15 protein-coding genes are annotated in these 15,858 nt (G+C 70.1%); 10 read left to right on the top strand and 5 right to left on the bottom strand.

The genetic code is table 11. The annotated features are described in order from the left end of the window. Positions 1-11: 11 nt before the first annotated feature. From RIV12_RS06075 to RIV12_RS06065, 3 genes are all read left to right on the top strand, one after another. Complete coding sequence (locus tag RIV12_RS06075; protein WP_309322828.1) at positions 12-842, top strand: LLM class flavin-dependent oxidoreductase; 831 nt, start codon at positions 12-14, stop codon at positions 840-842. Positions 843-890: 48 nt separating this feature from the next. Continuing rightward, positions 891-1,871 (top strand): arsenic resistance protein, encoded by a 981-nt coding sequence (locus RIV12_RS06070; protein ID WP_309322827.1) that lies wholly within the window; start codon positions 891-893, stop codon positions 1,869-1,871. 565 nt (positions 1,872-2,436) lie between these two features. Beyond that, entirely contained in the window at positions 2,437-3,795 is a 1,359-nt protein-coding gene (locus tag RIV12_RS06065) for a PAS domain-containing protein (RefSeq protein WP_309322826.1), read from the top strand. A 155-nt stretch (positions 3,796-3,950) separates the two neighbouring features. Here RIV12_RS06065 and RIV12_RS06060 read toward each other — a convergent pair whose 3' ends face one another. Continuing rightward, positions 3,951-5,234, bottom strand: a complete 1,284-nt coding sequence (locus RIV12_RS06060) for a M48 family metallopeptidase (protein ID WP_309322861.1) — start codon at positions 5,232-5,234, stop codon at positions 3,951-3,953. A 352-nt stretch (positions 5,235-5,586) separates the two neighbouring features. On the opposite strand from RIV12_RS06060, the gene RIV12_RS06055 reads away from it, so the two are divergent. Further along, complete coding sequence (locus RIV12_RS06055) at positions 5,587-6,306, top strand: peptidyl-tRNA hydrolase (RefSeq protein WP_428978918.1); 720 nt, start codon at positions 5,587-5,589, stop codon at positions 6,304-6,306. 40 nt (positions 6,307-6,346) lie between these two features. Here the strand turns inward: RIV12_RS06055 and RIV12_RS06050 are convergent, their stop codons facing one another. Continuing rightward, the gene (locus RIV12_RS06050; RefSeq protein WP_309322824.1) at positions 6,347-6,934 is read right to left on the bottom strand and encodes a GtrA family protein; all 588 of its coding nucleotides are present in this window, start codon (positions 6,932-6,934) and stop codon (positions 6,347-6,349) included. 96 nt (positions 6,935-7,030) lie between these two features. Continuing rightward, positions 7,031-7,684, bottom strand: a complete 654-nt coding sequence (locus tag RIV12_RS06045) for an HAD-IA family hydrolase (protein WP_309322823.1) — start codon at positions 7,682-7,684, stop codon at positions 7,031-7,033. 84 nt (positions 7,685-7,768) lie between these two features. On the opposite strand from RIV12_RS06045, the gene RIV12_RS06040 reads away from it, so the two are divergent. Further along, positions 7,769-9,139, top strand: coding sequence for a M18 family aminopeptidase (locus RIV12_RS06040; RefSeq protein WP_309322822.1), 1,371 nt, complete (start codon positions 7,769-7,771; stop codon positions 9,137-9,139). A 2-nt stretch (positions 9,140-9,141) separates the two neighbouring features. Beyond that, positions 9,142-9,597 carry a YchJ family protein gene (locus tag RIV12_RS06035; RefSeq protein WP_309322821.1) on the top strand — a complete coding sequence of 152 codons (456 nt, stop codon included), beginning with the start codon at positions 9,142-9,144 and terminating at the stop codon, positions 9,595-9,597. Positions 9,598-9,628: 31 nt separating this feature from the next. On the opposite strand, the gene RIV12_RS06030 is transcribed toward RIV12_RS06035, so the two are convergent. After that, positions 9,629-10,735: an NADH:flavin oxidoreductase/NADH oxidase gene (locus RIV12_RS06030; RefSeq protein WP_309322820.1), complete on the bottom strand. Its 1,107-nt coding sequence runs from the start codon at positions 10,733-10,735 to the stop codon at positions 9,629-9,631. Between RIV12_RS06030 and RIV12_RS06025 the strand changes: the two genes are divergently transcribed. Continuing rightward, the gene (locus RIV12_RS06025) at positions 10,710-11,879 is read left to right on the top strand and encodes a patatin-like phospholipase family protein (protein ID WP_309322819.1); all 1,170 of its coding nucleotides are present in this window, start codon (positions 10,710-10,712) and stop codon (positions 11,877-11,879) included. The genes RIV12_RS06030 and RIV12_RS06025 overlap by 26 nt on opposite strands. A gap of 2 nt (positions 11,880-11,881) precedes the next feature. On the opposite strand, the gene RIV12_RS06020 is transcribed toward RIV12_RS06025, so the two are convergent. Continuing rightward, complete coding sequence (locus RIV12_RS06020) at positions 11,882-12,448, bottom strand: NUDIX domain-containing protein (RefSeq protein ID WP_309322818.1); 567 nt, start codon at positions 12,446-12,448, stop codon at positions 11,882-11,884. A gap of 387 nt (positions 12,449-12,835) precedes the next feature. Between RIV12_RS06020 and RIV12_RS06015 the strand changes: the two genes are divergently transcribed. The 3 genes from RIV12_RS06015 (at position 12,836) to RIV12_RS06005 (ending at position 15,834) form a co-directional block, all read left to right on the top strand. Continuing rightward, complete coding sequence (locus RIV12_RS06015; protein WP_309322817.1) at positions 12,836-13,861, top strand: alpha/beta hydrolase; 1,026 nt, start codon at positions 12,836-12,838, stop codon at positions 13,859-13,861. A 131-nt stretch (positions 13,862-13,992) separates the two neighbouring features. Beyond that, complete coding sequence (locus RIV12_RS06010; protein ID WP_009393990.1) at positions 13,993-14,601, top strand: biotin transporter BioY; 609 nt, start codon at positions 13,993-13,995, stop codon at positions 14,599-14,601. 117 nt (positions 14,602-14,718) lie between these two features. Then, on the top strand, positions 14,719-15,834 hold the full coding sequence (locus RIV12_RS06005) for an LLM class flavin-dependent oxidoreductase (RefSeq protein ID WP_309322816.1): 1,116 nt from the start codon (positions 14,719-14,721) through the stop codon (positions 15,832-15,834). Positions 15,835-15,858: the final 24 nt, after the last annotated feature.

Genomic DNA, 15,858 nt, shown 5'->3' with positions numbered 1-15,858 from the left:
ATAACTCAGACATGCGCTACGAGAACCCGCTCTACCTGGCCGAGGAGGTCGCCGCCCTCGACCTGCTCACCGACCAGCGCATCGCCATCGGCATCTCCCGCGGCTCGCCGGAGCAGGCTGTACGTGGCTGGGAGACCTTCGGTTACACCGGCGGCGCCGACCCGCGCGGAGCCGACGTCGCTCACGCCCACACCGCTCAGTTCCTCGATGCCGTCCGGGGCGTCCCTCAGGCCGACCTCGATACCAGCAGCGGCATGACCCCGGGTGCCGGCGCCGGTGCCCGTCTGCGCATCGAGCCGCACGCCCCCGGAGTGGACCGCCGCCTCTGGTGGGGTGCCGGCTCACGGGAGACCGCCGAGTGGACCGCCCGTCAGGGACTCAACCTCATGAGCTCGACCCTCCTGACCGAGGCCACCGGTGAAGGCTTCTCCCACCTCCAGGCCGAGCAGATCCGCCGCTACCGCGAGGCGTGGAAGGAGGCCGGCCACGACTGGACCCCGCGTGTGAGCGTCTCGCGCTCCATCTTCCCGATCGTCTCCGACGTCGACCGCAGATTCTTCGCCCTGCGTGGCGAGGACTCCCGCGACCAGATCGGCATCATTGACGGCCTGCAGTCGACCTTCGGGCGCACCTACGCCGCCGAGCCCGACGTCCTCATCGAGCAGCTGACCCAGGACGAGGCGCTCCATACCGCCGACACCGTCATGCTCACCATCCCCAGTCAGCTCGGCGTCGACTTCAATCTCCACATCCTTCAGGCCTTCGCTGAGCACGTTGCCCCGGCGCTGGGCTGGCAGCCCAACACTGCCGGGCCGGTGACGGGCTACTCCCTGGAGGCGTAGCCACCCGGCAACGGTTACCGTCCCGTCTGGTCGCGATACGGTTCCGTTATGGAGGACGCAGGCGAGCAGGCCCCGGTGGTCGCGTGGATGGAGCACCACCAGGTGGTCCTGTACCTGGGTGCGCTCGTGGCCGGCGCCGTCCTGGGGCTGGCCGCTCCTGCAGCCCGCAGCCTTCTTGAGGTGGCTATCGCCCCGGTACTGGTCACGCTGCTGTACGCGACCTTTCTCGGTGTCCCCTTCCATCGCCTGCGGGCCGCCTTCGCCGACGCCCGGTTCATGACGGCGCTTCTGGTGGTCAACTTCCTGGTGGTGCCGGCGGTGGTCCTGCCCCTGTCCCGGCTGGTGGCCGATGAGCCGGGGCTCCTGGTCGGCACCCTCCTGGTGCTTCTGGCGCCCTGCGTCGACTACGTCATGGTCTTCACCCGTCTGGCCGGCGGCGCATGGTCGTGCATCCTGGCGGCATCTCCGGCTCTCATGCTCATCCAGGCCCTTGTCCTGCCACTGTGGCTGGCCTTCGCCGCCGGCTCACCTGGGGCTCAGGGTGGTGGTATCAGCTGGCAGCCCTTCGCGCAGGCCTTCGTCCTCATGATCGCACTGCCCATGGGGCTATCGATCCTCACACGGCGTGCTTCGCCCCGGTTCCGGTCAGCCGCCCGGCTCGCTTCAGCGACGACGGCGCTCATGGTTCCGCTCATGATGGCGACCCTGGTGCTCGTCGTCGCGTCCCAGGTTCCCCATGTCGCCTCCCGGCCCGACGTCGTCGCCCGGGTTGTTCCCCTCTTTGTGACTTTCGCTCTTGTTATGCCGGCTGTGGGAGACATTGCTGGGCGCATGGCTCACCAGGGACGTCAGGAGCGCCTGGCTCTCGCCTTCTCCGGGACCACCCGTAACTCGCTGGTGGTTCTGCCGTTGGCTCTGGCGCTGCCCGATTCCATGGGGATGGCACCGATTGCGGTGGTGACTCAGACCCTGGTGGAGCTCGTAGTCATGGCGATCGGTGTCCGTCTGCTTCCCCGCCTTATTCGATAGACGGGAGTGTGGAGAAGAAACCGACGCAATGATGTCGAAAAACGACGCGGCCTGTGGGTCTCGGACTTCTCCGAGACCCACAGGCCCCTGTCGTTGAGGGTGGTATCGCCTCTGGATCCCATATTCCAGAGGAGACTCACCCTCCTTCGCCGGAGCGGTTCGCGATCGGGCTCCCTATCAACCCGGGCGACCTCGAAAACCGATCGGTCATCGGGCTCCCCAACCCTCGCGACCGGTTCCGTCCGGCGGCGATCACTATGTAACCCACTGCTCCTGGGGGAGCACTTCAATGTACCTGAGAGTATTCTGGGAATTCGTTCAGTGGATTTCTTTTGATTTTCCGAGGCGGGATATGTGCTTTTCCGAGGGGGTAAATGTGATTAATCTCCGATGTGTTTTAAACACGCGGGCAGTCCCTTTTCTTTGATTCCTTCCAGGTGTTGTTCCGGAAGTGGGGTGTAATGTTCAGCCGTCCAACCGTCAATCAACGGGTGGAAGGCGGTGGTCACCCGGCTCCGCGTGCCGGATGTCGCCGTCCCTCGATCTCTTCAAGGAGCAGTTGCCTATGCCGCAGGTCACCGGAGCCATTCACGAGGTGGGGGTTGACCAGCTCTTCTTCTCCACCACAGACGCGCGTGGCGTCATCCGCCACTCGAACAACGTCTTCATTGAGCTCTCGCGCTACCGGCGTGACGAGCTCTCCGGCGCCCCGCACAACATCATCCGCCACCCGGAGATGCCCGGTGGAGCCTTCAAAGCCATGTGGGACACCCTCAAGACCGGCAGTCCCTTCGCCGCCTACGTGCGCAACCTCGCCGCCGACGGTAGTGAGTACGACGTCTTCGCCACCGTCACCCCGCTGTCCGACGGCGGCTACCTCTCGGTGCGCACCCGGCCGGTGTGCTCCGACCTGTTCGAAACCGCCTGCGACATCTACCGCGACGCTCGTGCCATCGAGGACCAGGCTGTCAATGCCGGGGCCAACCGCCGGGCGGCGGCGGAGGAGGGACTCGGCCGTATCGCTGAGCTGCTGGCCGGGGCGGGTCTGTCCTCCTACGAGGAGTTCCAGAACGCGGCCCTGCCGGCGGAGGTGGCGCGCCGTGAGGAGCTCTCCGAGGGGATTCCGGAGCGCCCCGGCGCCACCGGGGACCTGCGCGTCATGCTCGAGGCGGTGACCACCATCGCCGCGGGGCTCGACTCGTGGATGTCCGGTCAGCAGCAGCTCGCCGAGCTCTCCGCCTCCCTCAAGGCCGCGGGGAAGGGGCTGACCCGAACCCTGGAGGACCCTCGTCTGAGCGCCGAGCGCATCGCCGCCTTGGACCGCTCCGACCCCCGGGTCAAGCCCCTGGCCGACCTGCTGGACCTGTGGACCCAGATGCAGATCCTGGTCAGCCCCCTCGTGGCGCGACTGGTCGACACCCTGGCCCAGCTCGACTCCAATGGCGCCCGGACCCGCTTCCGCATTGCGCTGGCCCGCCTGCACGCCACCATCACCTCGCTGTTCACCGTCGAGCTCATCGACGGCGCCGGAGACCTGCAGTACTCGGCGGAGGCCATCCCCGACCTCATCGAGTCGCTTCGTGACGGCATTGCCGAGATGGAGCGTCAGGCTCAGGCCCACAGCGCGCTCGCGGCCCAGGCGGTCGCCTACATCGGCGAGGCCAGCCGCATGATGACGATCCCGAACCAGCTCCTCATGCTGTGGACCGGTTCTCCCGCGTCGAGCGACCCGGCACTGCCCGCCACCGCCGCAGAGCTCTCCAGCGCCGCCTCCGGCGTCGTCGAGTCCGTGGGACGTCGCCTGGCCGAGCTCGACGAGCTCACCACACGCTGCCAGGCCATTCATGTCGCCGACAACTCCGCGGACCTTCGGGACGCCCTGGAATCCTTCACGACGGCGGCCAGCGCTGTCGCTCCGAGCTGAGTCCTCCGGCGCTCCCGGTGCGGAGAAGTACGCGGGGCGCAGCACGAACACTGCACGGGTGCAGAACGGCGCCGGTTGGTGAACGCTTCCGTTCACCAACCGGCGCCACTGCGCTGACCGAGTGCTGACGCGGGCTCGCCGTCCCCCGACCGAGCTCAGTACTGGTCGGTCTCGGAGTGCGGAGTCTCCTGGATCGTTGCCTCAGTGGATGCCGCACCCGGGGCATCCATGCGTTGTTCCTGCATGGGACTTGCTGGTGGGGTGTACCCGTAGGGCTCGGGCTGCTGAGGTCCGGCGGAACCGGCCATGCTGTGGTGTGCTCCGAAGGCGGCCTGCCCGAGAGGCTCCGTTCTCGCCGGAACGGGAACGGGGGAGGCCCAGCGCAGCTCATTACTGGGAATCTCGTAGGTCACGCCCGGGTAGCGGCCGAACTGCTCCTCGCTGGGCACGCTCGTGGTAGTGGAGTCCAGCACCGCGAGCATCTGCTCCGGCGTCGGCCAGGAACTGGAGCGTTCGTAGCCGCTGGGAACCGAGGGCGGGAACCAGGCGGTCGACGCCGGCGGGCGGATCATGAGTCGTCCCGGCCGGCTGCGGTCGCGCAGGGCGTGGGCGCGCCAGGTGATGACTGGGTGTGAGGACCGCCAGACGGACATGTGCAACCACAGGCCCTTCTCCCGTGTGGCGCGATCTGCCACGGCGTGGGTGTTGACCTCGGCCCCCAGGTACTTGCCGCCGGAGAGGACCCCGACGAGTCCGGGCACGCCCTGAGGTGCATAGGCATAGCCGTGGTTGTCCGCCGTGTACTCCTGGGACCGGCTCAGAGCACTGCCCAGAAATGGAACGTTGCGGCCAAGTGTGACGAACAGCAGACGCAGGAGGGAGATGTGGCCTGCGGCGAGGTGCCCGACCTCGTGTCCGATGACGAAGCGCAGCCCCTCGGGATCGCGGATCCGGCCACCGATCTCGAACATGTCGGAGTGGACGGCCACGAAACGCCGGAAGCCGTGGCCGGCCGCGAAGGCGTTGATCCGACCGTTGCCCATCACCACGTAGGCATCGGGAACCCGGCGCAGGCCGAACTGCCGGGCCGCCTCGACAACCATTCGGTAGCCCTCCGGGAACTGGGTGGGACTCATCTGGACCGCGGTTGCGCGGAGTTTGGCGTACATCATCGCGCGTGCCACCCAGAGGATGATCGGGACGGCGGGTACCAGCAGCAGGAACTGCATGCCGCTGCCCTCCTTGTTGAGGAAGAAATCGCGGACCTGAGCCCCTGGACCGGTCGGTTCTGGTACGGCGATCAGCCAGATCAGCAGTCCGATCCACAGCAGATAGGCCAATCCCGTCGCCACGCTCGTCGCGATCAGCAGCGGGATCTCGGCAGGGTGACGCAGTTCGCGGATTCCCTTGATGCCGTGAACGGTTGCGCCGTTGAACATCCGCGGGCGAGAGGCCGGCGCGGTTGACGGCGTTGAGCCCGGAGAACCGGGAATGGTGGACGGAACAGGTGGTTGCATAGCGGCAACCTAAACGACTCGCATTGAGAATCCTCTCCTGCCGCAGGAGGATCTTCATGCGTCACCTATCCTCCATCTGGTGGGAAATGTGCTCGTTGGTCATTCCCGTCCACCGTTCCCATGGCTCTGACGGTCCTCCAGGAGTCGAGGTGCAGGTGGGACCTGACGCCGTCAATCACGACCCCGTAGGCTCCTGCCCGTGCCGCACTCCGCATCACCGTCATCGCTTCAGCCCTCTCTATCCGGGAATCTGGACCACATCGTGCCCTGGGGCATGCAGATCGCCGTGCGCTACGACAAGGTCCACCCGCCCCGGCGGATCGACGTCGCCGAGGCCGCCGCCCGGGCCGTCGTCTCCCTCCTTGCCTCGCCCGCCTCCGCCTCCGGCGGACCGTGGAGCCCGGCCGTCGAGCACTGGCGCGACGGGCGCATCCGCAAGCTCGTGCGCCGAGCCCGGGGCAAGCGCTGGGAGGAGGTCCAGGGCATCGACGGCGTTACCGTCACCCAGGACGGCCCCACCGGCTGGGGGCAGGCGGCCGCGCGCGCCTTCGTCCCCGGTCCGGTGCGCCCCCTGCCCGGGGCGCTGGCCAAGACCCAGGTGGAGGGCACCCACTTCCCGGCAGGTGACGAGCTGCCCCCGCCGCCCGCCGAGATCACCGCGCGCGTCGCCAAGGACCCCGCTGCGGTCGAGGAGATCACGCTCACGGCGGCGTCGGCCTCCACCGGGGCTCTGGTGACGATCGAGGCCACGCCCCTGCACGAGATGACCTCGGGCAAGCTGGCCGCCCAGTGCGCTCACGCCGCCCAGCTGGCCTGGGAGAGCAGCCTCATACCACCCGCCCTGAGGCGGGCCTGGGCCGATGACGGCTACCGGGTGCGCGTCGTCGTGCCCAGCCGGGAGCAGTGGGAGGCCACCACCCGGCCCGTCAGCGTCACAGACGCCGGCTTCACCGAGCTCGACGGACCCACCGAGACGACCCGCGCCTCCTGGTGAGCGCCGACCTCCTCGCCGGTCTCGCCTCCGACCGGGGTGCTCAGGCCTCGACGGAGGAGGCCGCGGACTTGCGCGCCTGCTCGGGCTCCGGCACCCCGCGGAACACCCACAGCCGGATGAACACGTAGAGGTAGATGCCCTCGCAGCAGGCCGAGATGACGCGCGCCAGCTCCGCATTGACCCCGAACCAGTGCAGCAGCGAGGACAGGCCCAGGATGAAGATGACGTACTGGCTGATGACTCCAGCCATGTAGCCCGCCCCCTGCTCGACGACGTGCCCATGGGCCTGGAAATTCAGCCACCGGTTGAGCAGGAAGGAGTAGACGGCCGCGATGGCGTAGCCGACCGTGACCGCCACCGGGTAGAACCAGTGGAAGTGGTTGTAGAACACCCACAGGCAGGTGATGTCCAGGAAGAAGGCGGAGCCGTTGATGATCGCGTAGCCGATGAAGGTCACCGGCAGCCGGCTGCGCACGAAGCCCGGCAGGACGGAGTGAATCGCCGTGATGAGGCGCAGGAAGACCTCCGGGGCCCGGCGGGCCGTGGAGGCGGAGGACTCGACGGTGGACGCAGCGGCTTCAGCGGTGGTGGTCCCGGGGGCCCGGTCGTCCGTCGCGGTTCCTGCCATGAGGTGTCCTTCCCTGTGAACGCTCCTGTCAGGGCGAGTCTTCCCCGCCCTCGTCGGTTGGGCAAGTTCCGAAAGGAGGAACGGTGGCCCGCCGGCTCATCCTTGTGACGCAGAGCTAGCCGGCATCAGGGCCTGGGCGACCTCGCGGCGCAGGAGCTCGCCGCCGGCGTCGGCCGGGTGGTGGATAGTGCGCAAGCCCACCTTACGGGCCGCGGTGATGTTGGTGGCGCTGTCATCGACGAACAGAGCCTGATCCGCCTCCACCCCTGCGAGCTCCAGCAGCCGCTGGAAGTAGGCGGCATCCGGCTTGGCCACCCCCAGCGTGCAGGAGTAGCCGTCGATGTCGCACAGGCCGTCATAGCCCAGCTGCTCGCGCATCCAGGCCCGACGCTCCCACTGCTGATTGGTGGCCAGGACTGTTGTGTAGCCCGCCTCGCGCAGATCCCCCACCAGCTGCCAGGCCAGAGGATCGGGTGTGGCCCGGTGCCACATCTCCAACAGGTCCGATGTGCGCAGCTCCAGCTCCAGGTTCTTCACCACCCGCTCCAGCAGCTCGGTCAGGGTCTCCCGGCCTGTCAGGGCGTCGGTCTCACCATCGATCATGGCCTGGGCGAAGGCGGGTCCGCCGCCTTGTGTCAGCGCCTCGCCCCACGGGGTGCCGATGAGCTGAAGAACGCCGTCGGCATCGAGCAGGACGGCGCGGACGGGAGAGGACGAGGCGGGCGGGATGACCGGCTGAGAGATGCTCACGCCCCGATTCTGCCCTACCCCACGGTGGATTTCGGCCGGGAGGTCGGTCGGGGCATGCGGCGCACCGGGTGGAAGACTGGGGCCATGACTGATGCCGCCAGCACACCCGCCAGTGCCCCGCCCCACCTCTGTTCCGGCGTCCTCGCCACCGATGCCGGCGCGATCCTGCACGACAACGACGCCTACACCGACTCGCTCATCGACTTCGTCACCGCCTCGCCCAGCTCCTACCACGCCGCCGCCGAGGTAGCCCGCCGCCTGGAGGCGGCCGGCTTCACCCGCGCCGACGAGACCGTCTCCTGGGAGGACGGCCTGCCGCGCCGCGGCTACGTCATCCGCGACGGCGCCATCGCCGCCTGGGTGCTGCCCGAGACACTCGCCCCGGGGACGGGCCTGCGCATCGTCGGCGCCCACACCGACTCCCCGGCCCTCAAGCTCAAGCCCGGGGCCGCCCTCGTCCGCTCCGGATGGCAGCTCATCAACGCCGAGGTCTACGGCGGCCCCCTGCTCGCCTCCTTCCTCGACCGCGAGCTGGGCCTGGCCGGGCGCCTGACCACTCGCGACGGCGCCGTCCACCTCGTGCGCACCGGCCCCATCGCCCGTGTCTGCCAGATCGCCCCGCACCTGGACCGCAGCGTCAACGACACCCTTCACCTGGACCGCCAGACCCACCTGCTGCCCCTGTGGTCACTGGCCGGCCCCGACGCCGCCCCCGACGCCGTTGAGACCCACCTGTGCGAGGTCGCCGGCATCGACGCGGTCGAGCTCGCCGGCCACGACGTCCTGACCTACCCCACCCAGGCACCGGCCCGCTTCGGCCGGGACGGGGAGTTCCTGGCCTCCTCCCGCCTGGACAACCTCTCCTCCGTCCACGCCGGACTGGTCGCCCTCGAGGCGCTCGTGGCCACCGGGGCCGAGCCGGCCGAACCCGTCATCATGGTCGCCTTCGACCACGAGGAGGTCGGCTCGGACACCCGCTCCGGGGCGGGCGGCCCCTTCCTTGAGACGCTGCTGCGGCGCCTGGCCGCGGCCCTAAGGATCAAGGGCGACGCCGTCGATGCCCTCCTGTCGCGCTCGACCTGCGTGAGCGCCGACGCCGGGCACTCCGTTCACCCCGCCTACGCCCACCTGCACGACCCGGCCGTCCAGCCGCTCATCAACCACGGCCCCCTGCTCAAGATCAACGCCCAGCAGCGCTACGCCACCGACGCCGTGGGGGCCGCGATCTGGGCGCGGGCCTGCGCCGCCGCGGGCGTGCCCAGCCAGGACTTCGTCTCCAACAACGCCGTGCCCTGCGGGTCCACCATCGGCCCCATCACCGCCACCCGCCTCGGCGTCACCACGGTCGACGTGGGCGTGCCCCTGCTGAGCATGCACTCGGCCCGCGAGATGTGCGGCGTCAAGGACGGCCCCTGGCTCGCCCAGGCCCTGCACGCCTACTGGCAGGGAGCCTGAGCATGGCAGGGGAGCAAGCGGGCCGCAGGACCCAGCCGGACTCGCCGATCCGCGCCGCGGGCGTACACGGCGCCGCCCCCTGCCCCTGCGGCAGCGGGGGAACCTACGCCCAGTGCTGCGAGCCGTTCCACGACGGCGCCCCAGCGCCCACGGCCCAGGCCCTCATGCGCTCGCGCTACACGGCCTTCGTCGTCGGCGACGAGGACTACCTCTTCCGCACCTGGCACCCGAGCACCCGTCCCGAGGGGCCCTACTGCCACCCCGGGACCCGGTGGACGGGACTGACCATCCACGAGACCGTCGACGGCGGGGCGGACGACGAGACCGGCATTGTGGAGTTCACCGCCACCTACCGCACCGGCGACGGGCGCGGGGGAGTGGTGGACGACGCCCTGCGCGAGCGCTCCCGCTTCACCCGCCGCGCCGGCCGCTGGCTCTACCTCGACGCCGTCGGATAGGGCCGGTGGCTCAGGGCAGCCGGGTCACCGCTCAGCGCCAGGTGCCGCGCCAGTACTGGATGGGCCAGGGGGCCTCGTCCCAGGAACGCGCCCCCAGGTCGGCGGCCCACCGCAGTGGCAGATAGGGATCGCGCAGGGCGGCCCGGCCCACGGCGATCGCGTCAGCCTGCCCGGCGATGAGCGCCTGCTCGGCCTGTGCCGCCTCCTCGATAAGTCCCACGCCCACCACCGGGATATCGCTGCCGGCCACGGCCCGCCTGACCTGCTCGGCCAGCGGCAGCTGGTAGCCGGGCCCCACCGGGACCGCGGCCGGGACGTTACCGCCGCTGGAGATGTGCAGAACGTCGACGCCGGCCTCCACCAGCTCGCGGCTGAAGGCGGCGGTCTCCTCACTGGTCACGCCGCCGTCGGCCCAGTCCGAGGCCGACAGCCGGATGTCGAGCACCGTGTCCGGCCCGATGGCCTCGCGCACCGCCCGCACCACCTCAAGCGGGAAACGCTGCCGGTTCTCAACGCTCCCGCCGTAGAAGTCGGTACGCCGGTTGGACAGGGCGGAGCGGAACTCGTGGATGAGGTAGCCGTGGGCGCCATGGATCTCGACGACGTCGTACCCGGCCTCGACGGCGCGCCGCGCGGCCGCTGCGAAGGCCTCCACCAGTCGGCTGATCCCGGCCTCGTCCAGCTCGGTGGGAACCGCGTGCTCCGGGAAGGGGACCGCGCTGGGGGCCAGCAGCTCCCAGCCCTCCAGGGTGCCGGTGCGCGCGCCCTCCACCTTGGGGCGCCACGGTGGGGTCCCCGACTTGCGGCCGCCGTGCCCGATCTGGATGCCGGCCAGGGCCCCACCGGCGTGGATCGCCTCCACCAGGCGGCGCTGGCCGGCGACCTGCTCGTCGGACCACAGCCCCAGGTCGTTGGGGGACAGACGTCCCTCCGGGGTGACCGCCGTGGCCTCCACGACGATCGTGCCGAAGCCGCCCACCGCGCGGCTGGCGTAGTGGGTCACGTGCCAGTCGGTGACGACACCATCCTGCGCCTCAACCGAGTACATGCACATCGGCGGCAGCCACAAGCGGTTGCGGGCAGTCAGCCCGCGCATGGTCATTGGCTCAAGAATGCGCAGCGCGCTCGAGGTGCTCATGGCCCCACGCTACTCTCCCGACCGCTCGGCCGACATGGGGCGGGAATCACCCGTGCGATGGCGCCATGGAACCCATAGGCTCCCGGGCGTGAGCCCGCGTCCCGTCCCCGTCACCGACTCTGTTCAACGGCCCGTCCCCGTCTCCGGCCCTGTTCTACGGCCCGTCCCCGTCTCCGGCCCTGTTCTACGGCCCGTCCCCGTCTCCGGCCCTGTTCTACGGCCCGTCCCCGTCACCGACCCCAACCACCGGCCCGCTCCCATCACCCACGGCCCCGACGACGTCGCCCTCGTCTTCGAGAGCGGCGGCATGCGCGGGACCTACACGGCCGGCCTCGTGCGCGTCATGCTGGAGGCCGGGCTCTCCTTCCCCTGGGTCGGTGGCATCTCCGCGGGCTGCACCAACACCTGCAACTTCGTCTCCCGGGACACCTGGCGCACCCGCGAGGCCTACCTGGGACTGACCACCGACCCCAAGGCCGGCGGCTGGGGCAGCTTCGTGACCGGCAAGGGCTACTTCAACTCCGAGCACATCTACCTGCACACCTCCGCGCCCGACGAGTCCATCCCCTTCGACTGGGAGACCTTCGCCGCCTCACCGGCCACGGTGCGCCTGGGCGCCTTCCGCTGCGACACCGGCCAGGAGGTCTACTGGGGCTTGGAGGACATGCCCACCATGGCGGACCTGCTGGTACGGGCCCGCGCGTCGTCGTCGATGCCGGTGCTCATGCCCATGGTCGAGGTCGACGGCGCACCCTACGTGGACGGCGCCGTCGGACCCACCGGCGGCTTCGCCATCGACGCCGCCCGCGCCGACGGCTACGACAAGCTGCTCGTGGTCATGACCCGCCCCGAGGGCTACCGCAAACCGCCCATGCGACGCCACGAGATCGAGATCCTCCAGCGGCTCTACGCCCGCTACCCGGCCCTGGTCCAGGCCGTCATCGACCGCCCCGAGAACTACAACCGCACGGTCGAGGAGCTGGAGCACCTGCGCAGCCAGGGGAGCGTCTACCTCTTCCGGCCCGAGCGCATGCCCATCGCCAACGGTGAGCTGCGCTACGACCGCATCGTCACCGCCTTCGAGGCCGGCCTGGCCCAGGCCCGCCGCGAGCTTCCCGCTATCGAGGCCTTCCTGGCGAGCTGAGCTCAGTGCGGCAGGGCTACGCCGTAGCGGGCGATGTCCTGGCCCTCGTCGAAGCCGAAGGTGATGACCGGCGGCACCGGCCGGCCGCCGTCGAGGGAGGCGGCCAGCAGATCCAGGACGTGGCGCTCGTGCGGCGGAACCGCCTCGGGCAGGTCGGTCAGGGAGAACCAGCGCAGGCCCGCGTTCTTGGCCGGCTCACGCACACTCGGCGTGCCCGCCCAGGTCCGCAGCGTGAAGAACAGGTCGATGCGCTGCTCCAGAGCCGCGCCGCCGAGGTCATTGGTGCGGTGCATCGCCGTCAGCGCCGTCAGGTCCTTCGCCTCGACGCGGATCCCCAGCTCTTCGTCGGTCTCACGCACAGCCGTCTCGAGGACACTCTCGGCGGCCTCGACGTGACCCGAGGCGCCGCAGGCCCAGTGTCCGTCCATGTAGCCGGTGCCCTGCCGCAGCTGGAGGAGCACCTGGGGCGCGGTGCTCACCGGGCCGGCGTCCCGGTCGGAGACACCCGGATGGGGGCGCAGGAGGTAGACGTAGGCGGCGGGAACAAGGGTGAAGGAGTGGACGGCCATGACGACCACCGTAGACCAGGTGCCCGACCGGAGTAGGTGGCAGGGTTTGTGGGGAGAACTGTCGGGATATGGGTGACAGGGACTCATGAAACCATCAGGAATGTAGGCGATGCTCCGGTGCAGTCAGTCATCAGTGGCCGTCTGTGGCAATTCTGCAGTGTGCCCGTCCTGGGGGCATCGGAGATTCACCTCGGCGGTAACGCTGCCGGCTCAGCGTCGGACAACTAGGCTTCTACCTGGGGTGACGGGACACTGTGGGCCCAGCCCGCGAACCCGGTTCCACTGCCGATCGTCAGCCGTCGACACGATCAATGATGACCGATGCCGACCCGAGCACGACCGACGCCCCGTTGACGTCGATTGACGACGCTGCCTGAGGAGGACTCGATGCAGACCAGCCTTACTCGGCTCACGGCCGACGACGGAACGCGTCTGGTCGTGCACATCTGGCTCCCCGAGTGGCTCATTGACGGCTCCCTCCTGGTGGCCGACGCTCCCGAGGACGGCGCCCCGGTGCGCCCTATGGCTGCGCCGCACCCGCAGGTCCCCGGCGCCGCCCGCCCCCGGGGCATCATCGTCATCGCCCACGGCATGGCCGAGCACGCCTCGCGCTACGCCCGCTTCGCCGCCTCCGCGGTGGAGGAGGGCTACGCGGTCCTGGCCGAGGACCACCGAGGCCACGGGGCCACCGCCGCACCGGATGGCTTCGGCTTCATCGCCGAGCGGGACGGGTGGGACAGGGTCGTGGCCGACATGGGCACCGTCCTGGACGCGGCCCGGCGGGCCTGGCCCGATGTTCCGGTCTTCCTGGTGGGCCACTCCTGGGGCTCCTTCCTGGCCCGCGACCTGGCCGCCCGCCGCGGCGGCGAGCTGGCCGGCCTCATCCTGTTGGGGACCGGTGCAGGAATCGGTGCGTTGGCCGGCCCCGCCGCAGCGATCTGCGCCGGGGAGTCCCGACTGCGCGGCCCACGCCGCCCCTCCCGGCTGCTCAACGCACTCGCCTTCGGTCCCTACCAGCGGCACTTCGCCCCCAACCGCACCGAGGCCGACTGGATCAGCCGGGACGTTCACGAGGTCGACCGCTACGTCGCCGACCCCTGGTGCGGGTTCGCCTACCCCTCGAGCTTCTACCGCGACATCATTTCAGGGCAGGAGGTCGTCAACACGGCCGCCCACGCCGCGGCAGTGCCCGCGGGGCTGCCCATGCTCCTGGCCTCCGGGGGCCGGGATCCGGTCGGTGCCATGGGACGGGGCGTCCAGCGGGCCGCCACTCTCTATCGCCGCGCCGGCGTACGGGAGGTCTCCGTCATCCTCTACCCGGGCGGGCGCCACGAGCTGCTCAACGAGACCAACCGGGACCAGGTCACCGGCGACATCCTCACCTGGATTGACGGACACCTGCCTGAACTGTGAGAACCACCGGGTGATCGCGGATTCTAAGGCGGATACCCGCGTAATTCTTGTAGGAAACCTACAAGTCGTGGTCTGGCTCTTCGGTGGGAACCGGTCGTTCGTCATGTCGGCGGTCCCCGTATGGTGGAGCCATGATCACCAAACCCTCCACCCCGGCCGCCGGCTCCGCGGCCCGCTCAGAATCCGTTACCAGCGCCGCCAACCCCGCTCTTGTCCGCGTTCGTGAGGTCGGGCTGATCCTGGCCGGCACCGTCGCCCTGATCCTCATCGGTCAGATCGCGATCCCCCTGCCCTTCACCCCTGTGCCGATCTCCATGGGCACCTTCGCCGCTCTGGGCGTCGGCGCCGTCCTCGGTTCGCGCCGCGGCGCCCTGTCCGCGATGCTCCTCGGCGTCCTGGCCGCCGTCGGCGCCCCGGTCCTGGCCGGCTGGAACGGTGGCGTGGGCGTCACCTTCGGCTACGTCATCGGCTACACCCTCATCGCCGCCATCGCCGGACGCGCCGCCACCGTGTGGTCGCGCCACTCCGGCTCCACGACCGCTCGGGTCGCCACTGGCGTCGCCCTCATGCTGCTGGCCTCGGCCTCGGTCTACGTCCCGGGCCTGATCTGGCTGAAGGTCGCCACCGGCGCCAGCTGGGGCACTACCCTGACCCTGGGCCTGGTGCCCTTCATCGTGGGGGACATCCTCAAGTCAGTGGTCGCCACCGGCCTGCTGCCCGTGCGCAGCCGGATTCGCTGACCATCCCCGAACGGCACGAGTCCGACCCTCCGTGTGCCCCGCCGCGCTCTGTGCTCGGCGGGGCACACGGGCCTCAAGGCCCGCTTCCAGGTGGTCGGTGAGGGTTAGAGTGCCCGTATGAGTCAGCCCGAAAGGCGGGCCGTACCCGTCCTGTCCGTCATGGACATGGTCCCCGTCAGCGCCGGATGCAGCCGCACCGACGCCCTCACCGAGATGATCGCCCTCGCTCGAGCCGCCGACGCCGCCGGCTACGAGCGCTACTGGTTGGCCGAGCACCACGGCTCCGCCACCTACCTCTCCTCAGCGACCATCGTCCTCATGGGGCAGGTCCTGGCCGCTACCGAGCGTCTGGGCGTCGCCTCCGGCGGGATCATGCTGCCCAACCACGCCCCGCTCGTCGTCGCCGAGCAGATCGGGACCCTGGCCACCCTCTACCCGGGCCGGGTCGACCTGGGACTGGGGCGGGCCCCTGGCACCGACCGGCGCACCGCCGCCGCGCTGCGCCGAGGGGCCTCCGATCCGGGCCGCTTCGCCGAGGAGATCCTCGAGATCCTCACCTACCTCGGTGACGAGCCCGTACCGGAACGGGTCCCCGGATCCCTCCTCCTGGGCGCCCCCGGCGTTCCCGACGACGCCGTCCAGACACCCGATCCCGACGGCCCCCGGGTGCGGGCCATCCCGGGGGAGGGCACCCACCCGAACGTCTGGGTGCTCGGCTCCTCCGTCAACGGGGCGCGTGTGGCCGGCCGGCTCGGACTGCCCTTCGCCGTCGCCTCGCACTTCGCCCCGGTTCAGGCCGAGGCGGCCATCGCCACCTACCGCTCCGTCCTCGAGTCCCGGACGGAGGACGCCCAAGGACGCCAAGGCGCGCCGGGTGCTCCGCGGGTCGCGGCCGCCGTCAACGTCATGGTGGCTCCCAGCCAGGAGGAGGCCCGCCTGCTGTTCAGCACCGCCATGGCCGCCGCCGCCCGTATCGTCGGCAATCGGCCCGGCCCGCTCGACCCACCCAGCGAGGACCCGCAGGCCTGGCGCGCCTACGCGCCCGGCAGGGAGGGCGCCGTCGAGGCGGCCATGTCCCTGTCCTTCGTCGGGACGGCCGACGACGTCGCCGCCCGCCTGCGTGAGCAGGCCGCCCGGTGGGACCTCGACGAGATCCTCGTGGTCACCTACGCCCACGACCCGGCCCTGCGGCGCCGCTCCTACGAGTTGCTCGCCCAGGCCTGGACCGCCTGAACACGCCAGTTTCTCACGGTTTAA

Source organism: Actinomyces stomatis (assembly GCF_031292835.1).
GTDB classification, from domain to species: Bacteria; Actinomycetota; Actinomycetes; order Actinomycetales; family Actinomycetaceae; genus Actinomyces; species Actinomyces stomatis.
This window is presented reverse-complemented; position numbering and strand designations above follow the sequence as displayed.

Excerpts from the sequence above, each read along its gene's own strand:
- RIV12_RS06075 (WP_309322828.1), top strand. The coding sequence starts at position 12 with ATGCGCTACGAGAACCCGCTCTACCTGGCCGAGGAGGTCGCCGCCCTC.
- RIV12_RS06070 (WP_309322827.1), top strand. The coding sequence starts at position 891 with ATGGAGGACGCAGGCGAGCAGGCCCCGGTGGTCGCGTGGATGGAGCAC.
- RIV12_RS06065 (WP_309322826.1), top strand. The coding sequence starts at position 2,437 with ATGCCGCAGGTCACCGGAGCCATTCACGAGGTGGGGGTTGACCAGCTC.
- RIV12_RS06060 (WP_309322861.1), bottom strand. The coding sequence starts at position 5,234 with ATGTTCAACGGCGCAACCGTTCACGGCATCAAGGGAATCCGCGAACTG.
- RIV12_RS06055 (WP_428978918.1), top strand. The coding sequence starts at position 5,587 with ATGCAGATCGCCGTGCGCTACGACAAGGTCCACCCGCCCCGGCGGATC.
- RIV12_RS06050 (WP_309322824.1), bottom strand. The coding sequence starts at position 6,934 with ATGGCAGGAACCGCGACGGACGACCGGGCCCCCGGGACCACCACCGCT.
- RIV12_RS06040 (WP_309322822.1), top strand. The coding sequence starts at position 7,769 with ATGACTGATGCCGCCAGCACACCCGCCAGTGCCCCGCCCCACCTCTGT.
- RIV12_RS06035 (WP_309322821.1), top strand. The coding sequence starts at position 9,142 with ATGGCAGGGGAGCAAGCGGGCCGCAGGACCCAGCCGGACTCGCCGATC.
- RIV12_RS06025 (WP_309322819.1), top strand. The coding sequence starts at position 10,710 with ATGCGCAGCGCGCTCGAGGTGCTCATGGCCCCACGCTACTCTCCCGAC.
- RIV12_RS06030 (WP_309322820.1), bottom strand. The coding sequence starts at position 10,735 with ATGAGCACCTCGAGCGCGCTGCGCATTCTTGAGCCAATGACCATGCGC.
- RIV12_RS06020 (WP_309322818.1), bottom strand. The coding sequence starts at position 12,448 with ATGGCCGTCCACTCCTTCACCCTTGTTCCCGCCGCCTACGTCTACCTC.
- RIV12_RS06015 (WP_309322817.1), top strand. The coding sequence starts at position 12,836 with ATGCAGACCAGCCTTACTCGGCTCACGGCCGACGACGGAACGCGTCTG.
- RIV12_RS06010 (WP_009393990.1), top strand. The coding sequence starts at position 13,993 with ATGATCACCAAACCCTCCACCCCGGCCGCCGGCTCCGCGGCCCGCTCA.
- RIV12_RS06005 (WP_309322816.1), top strand. The coding sequence starts at position 14,719 with ATGAGTCAGCCCGAAAGGCGGGCCGTACCCGTCCTGTCCGTCATGGAC.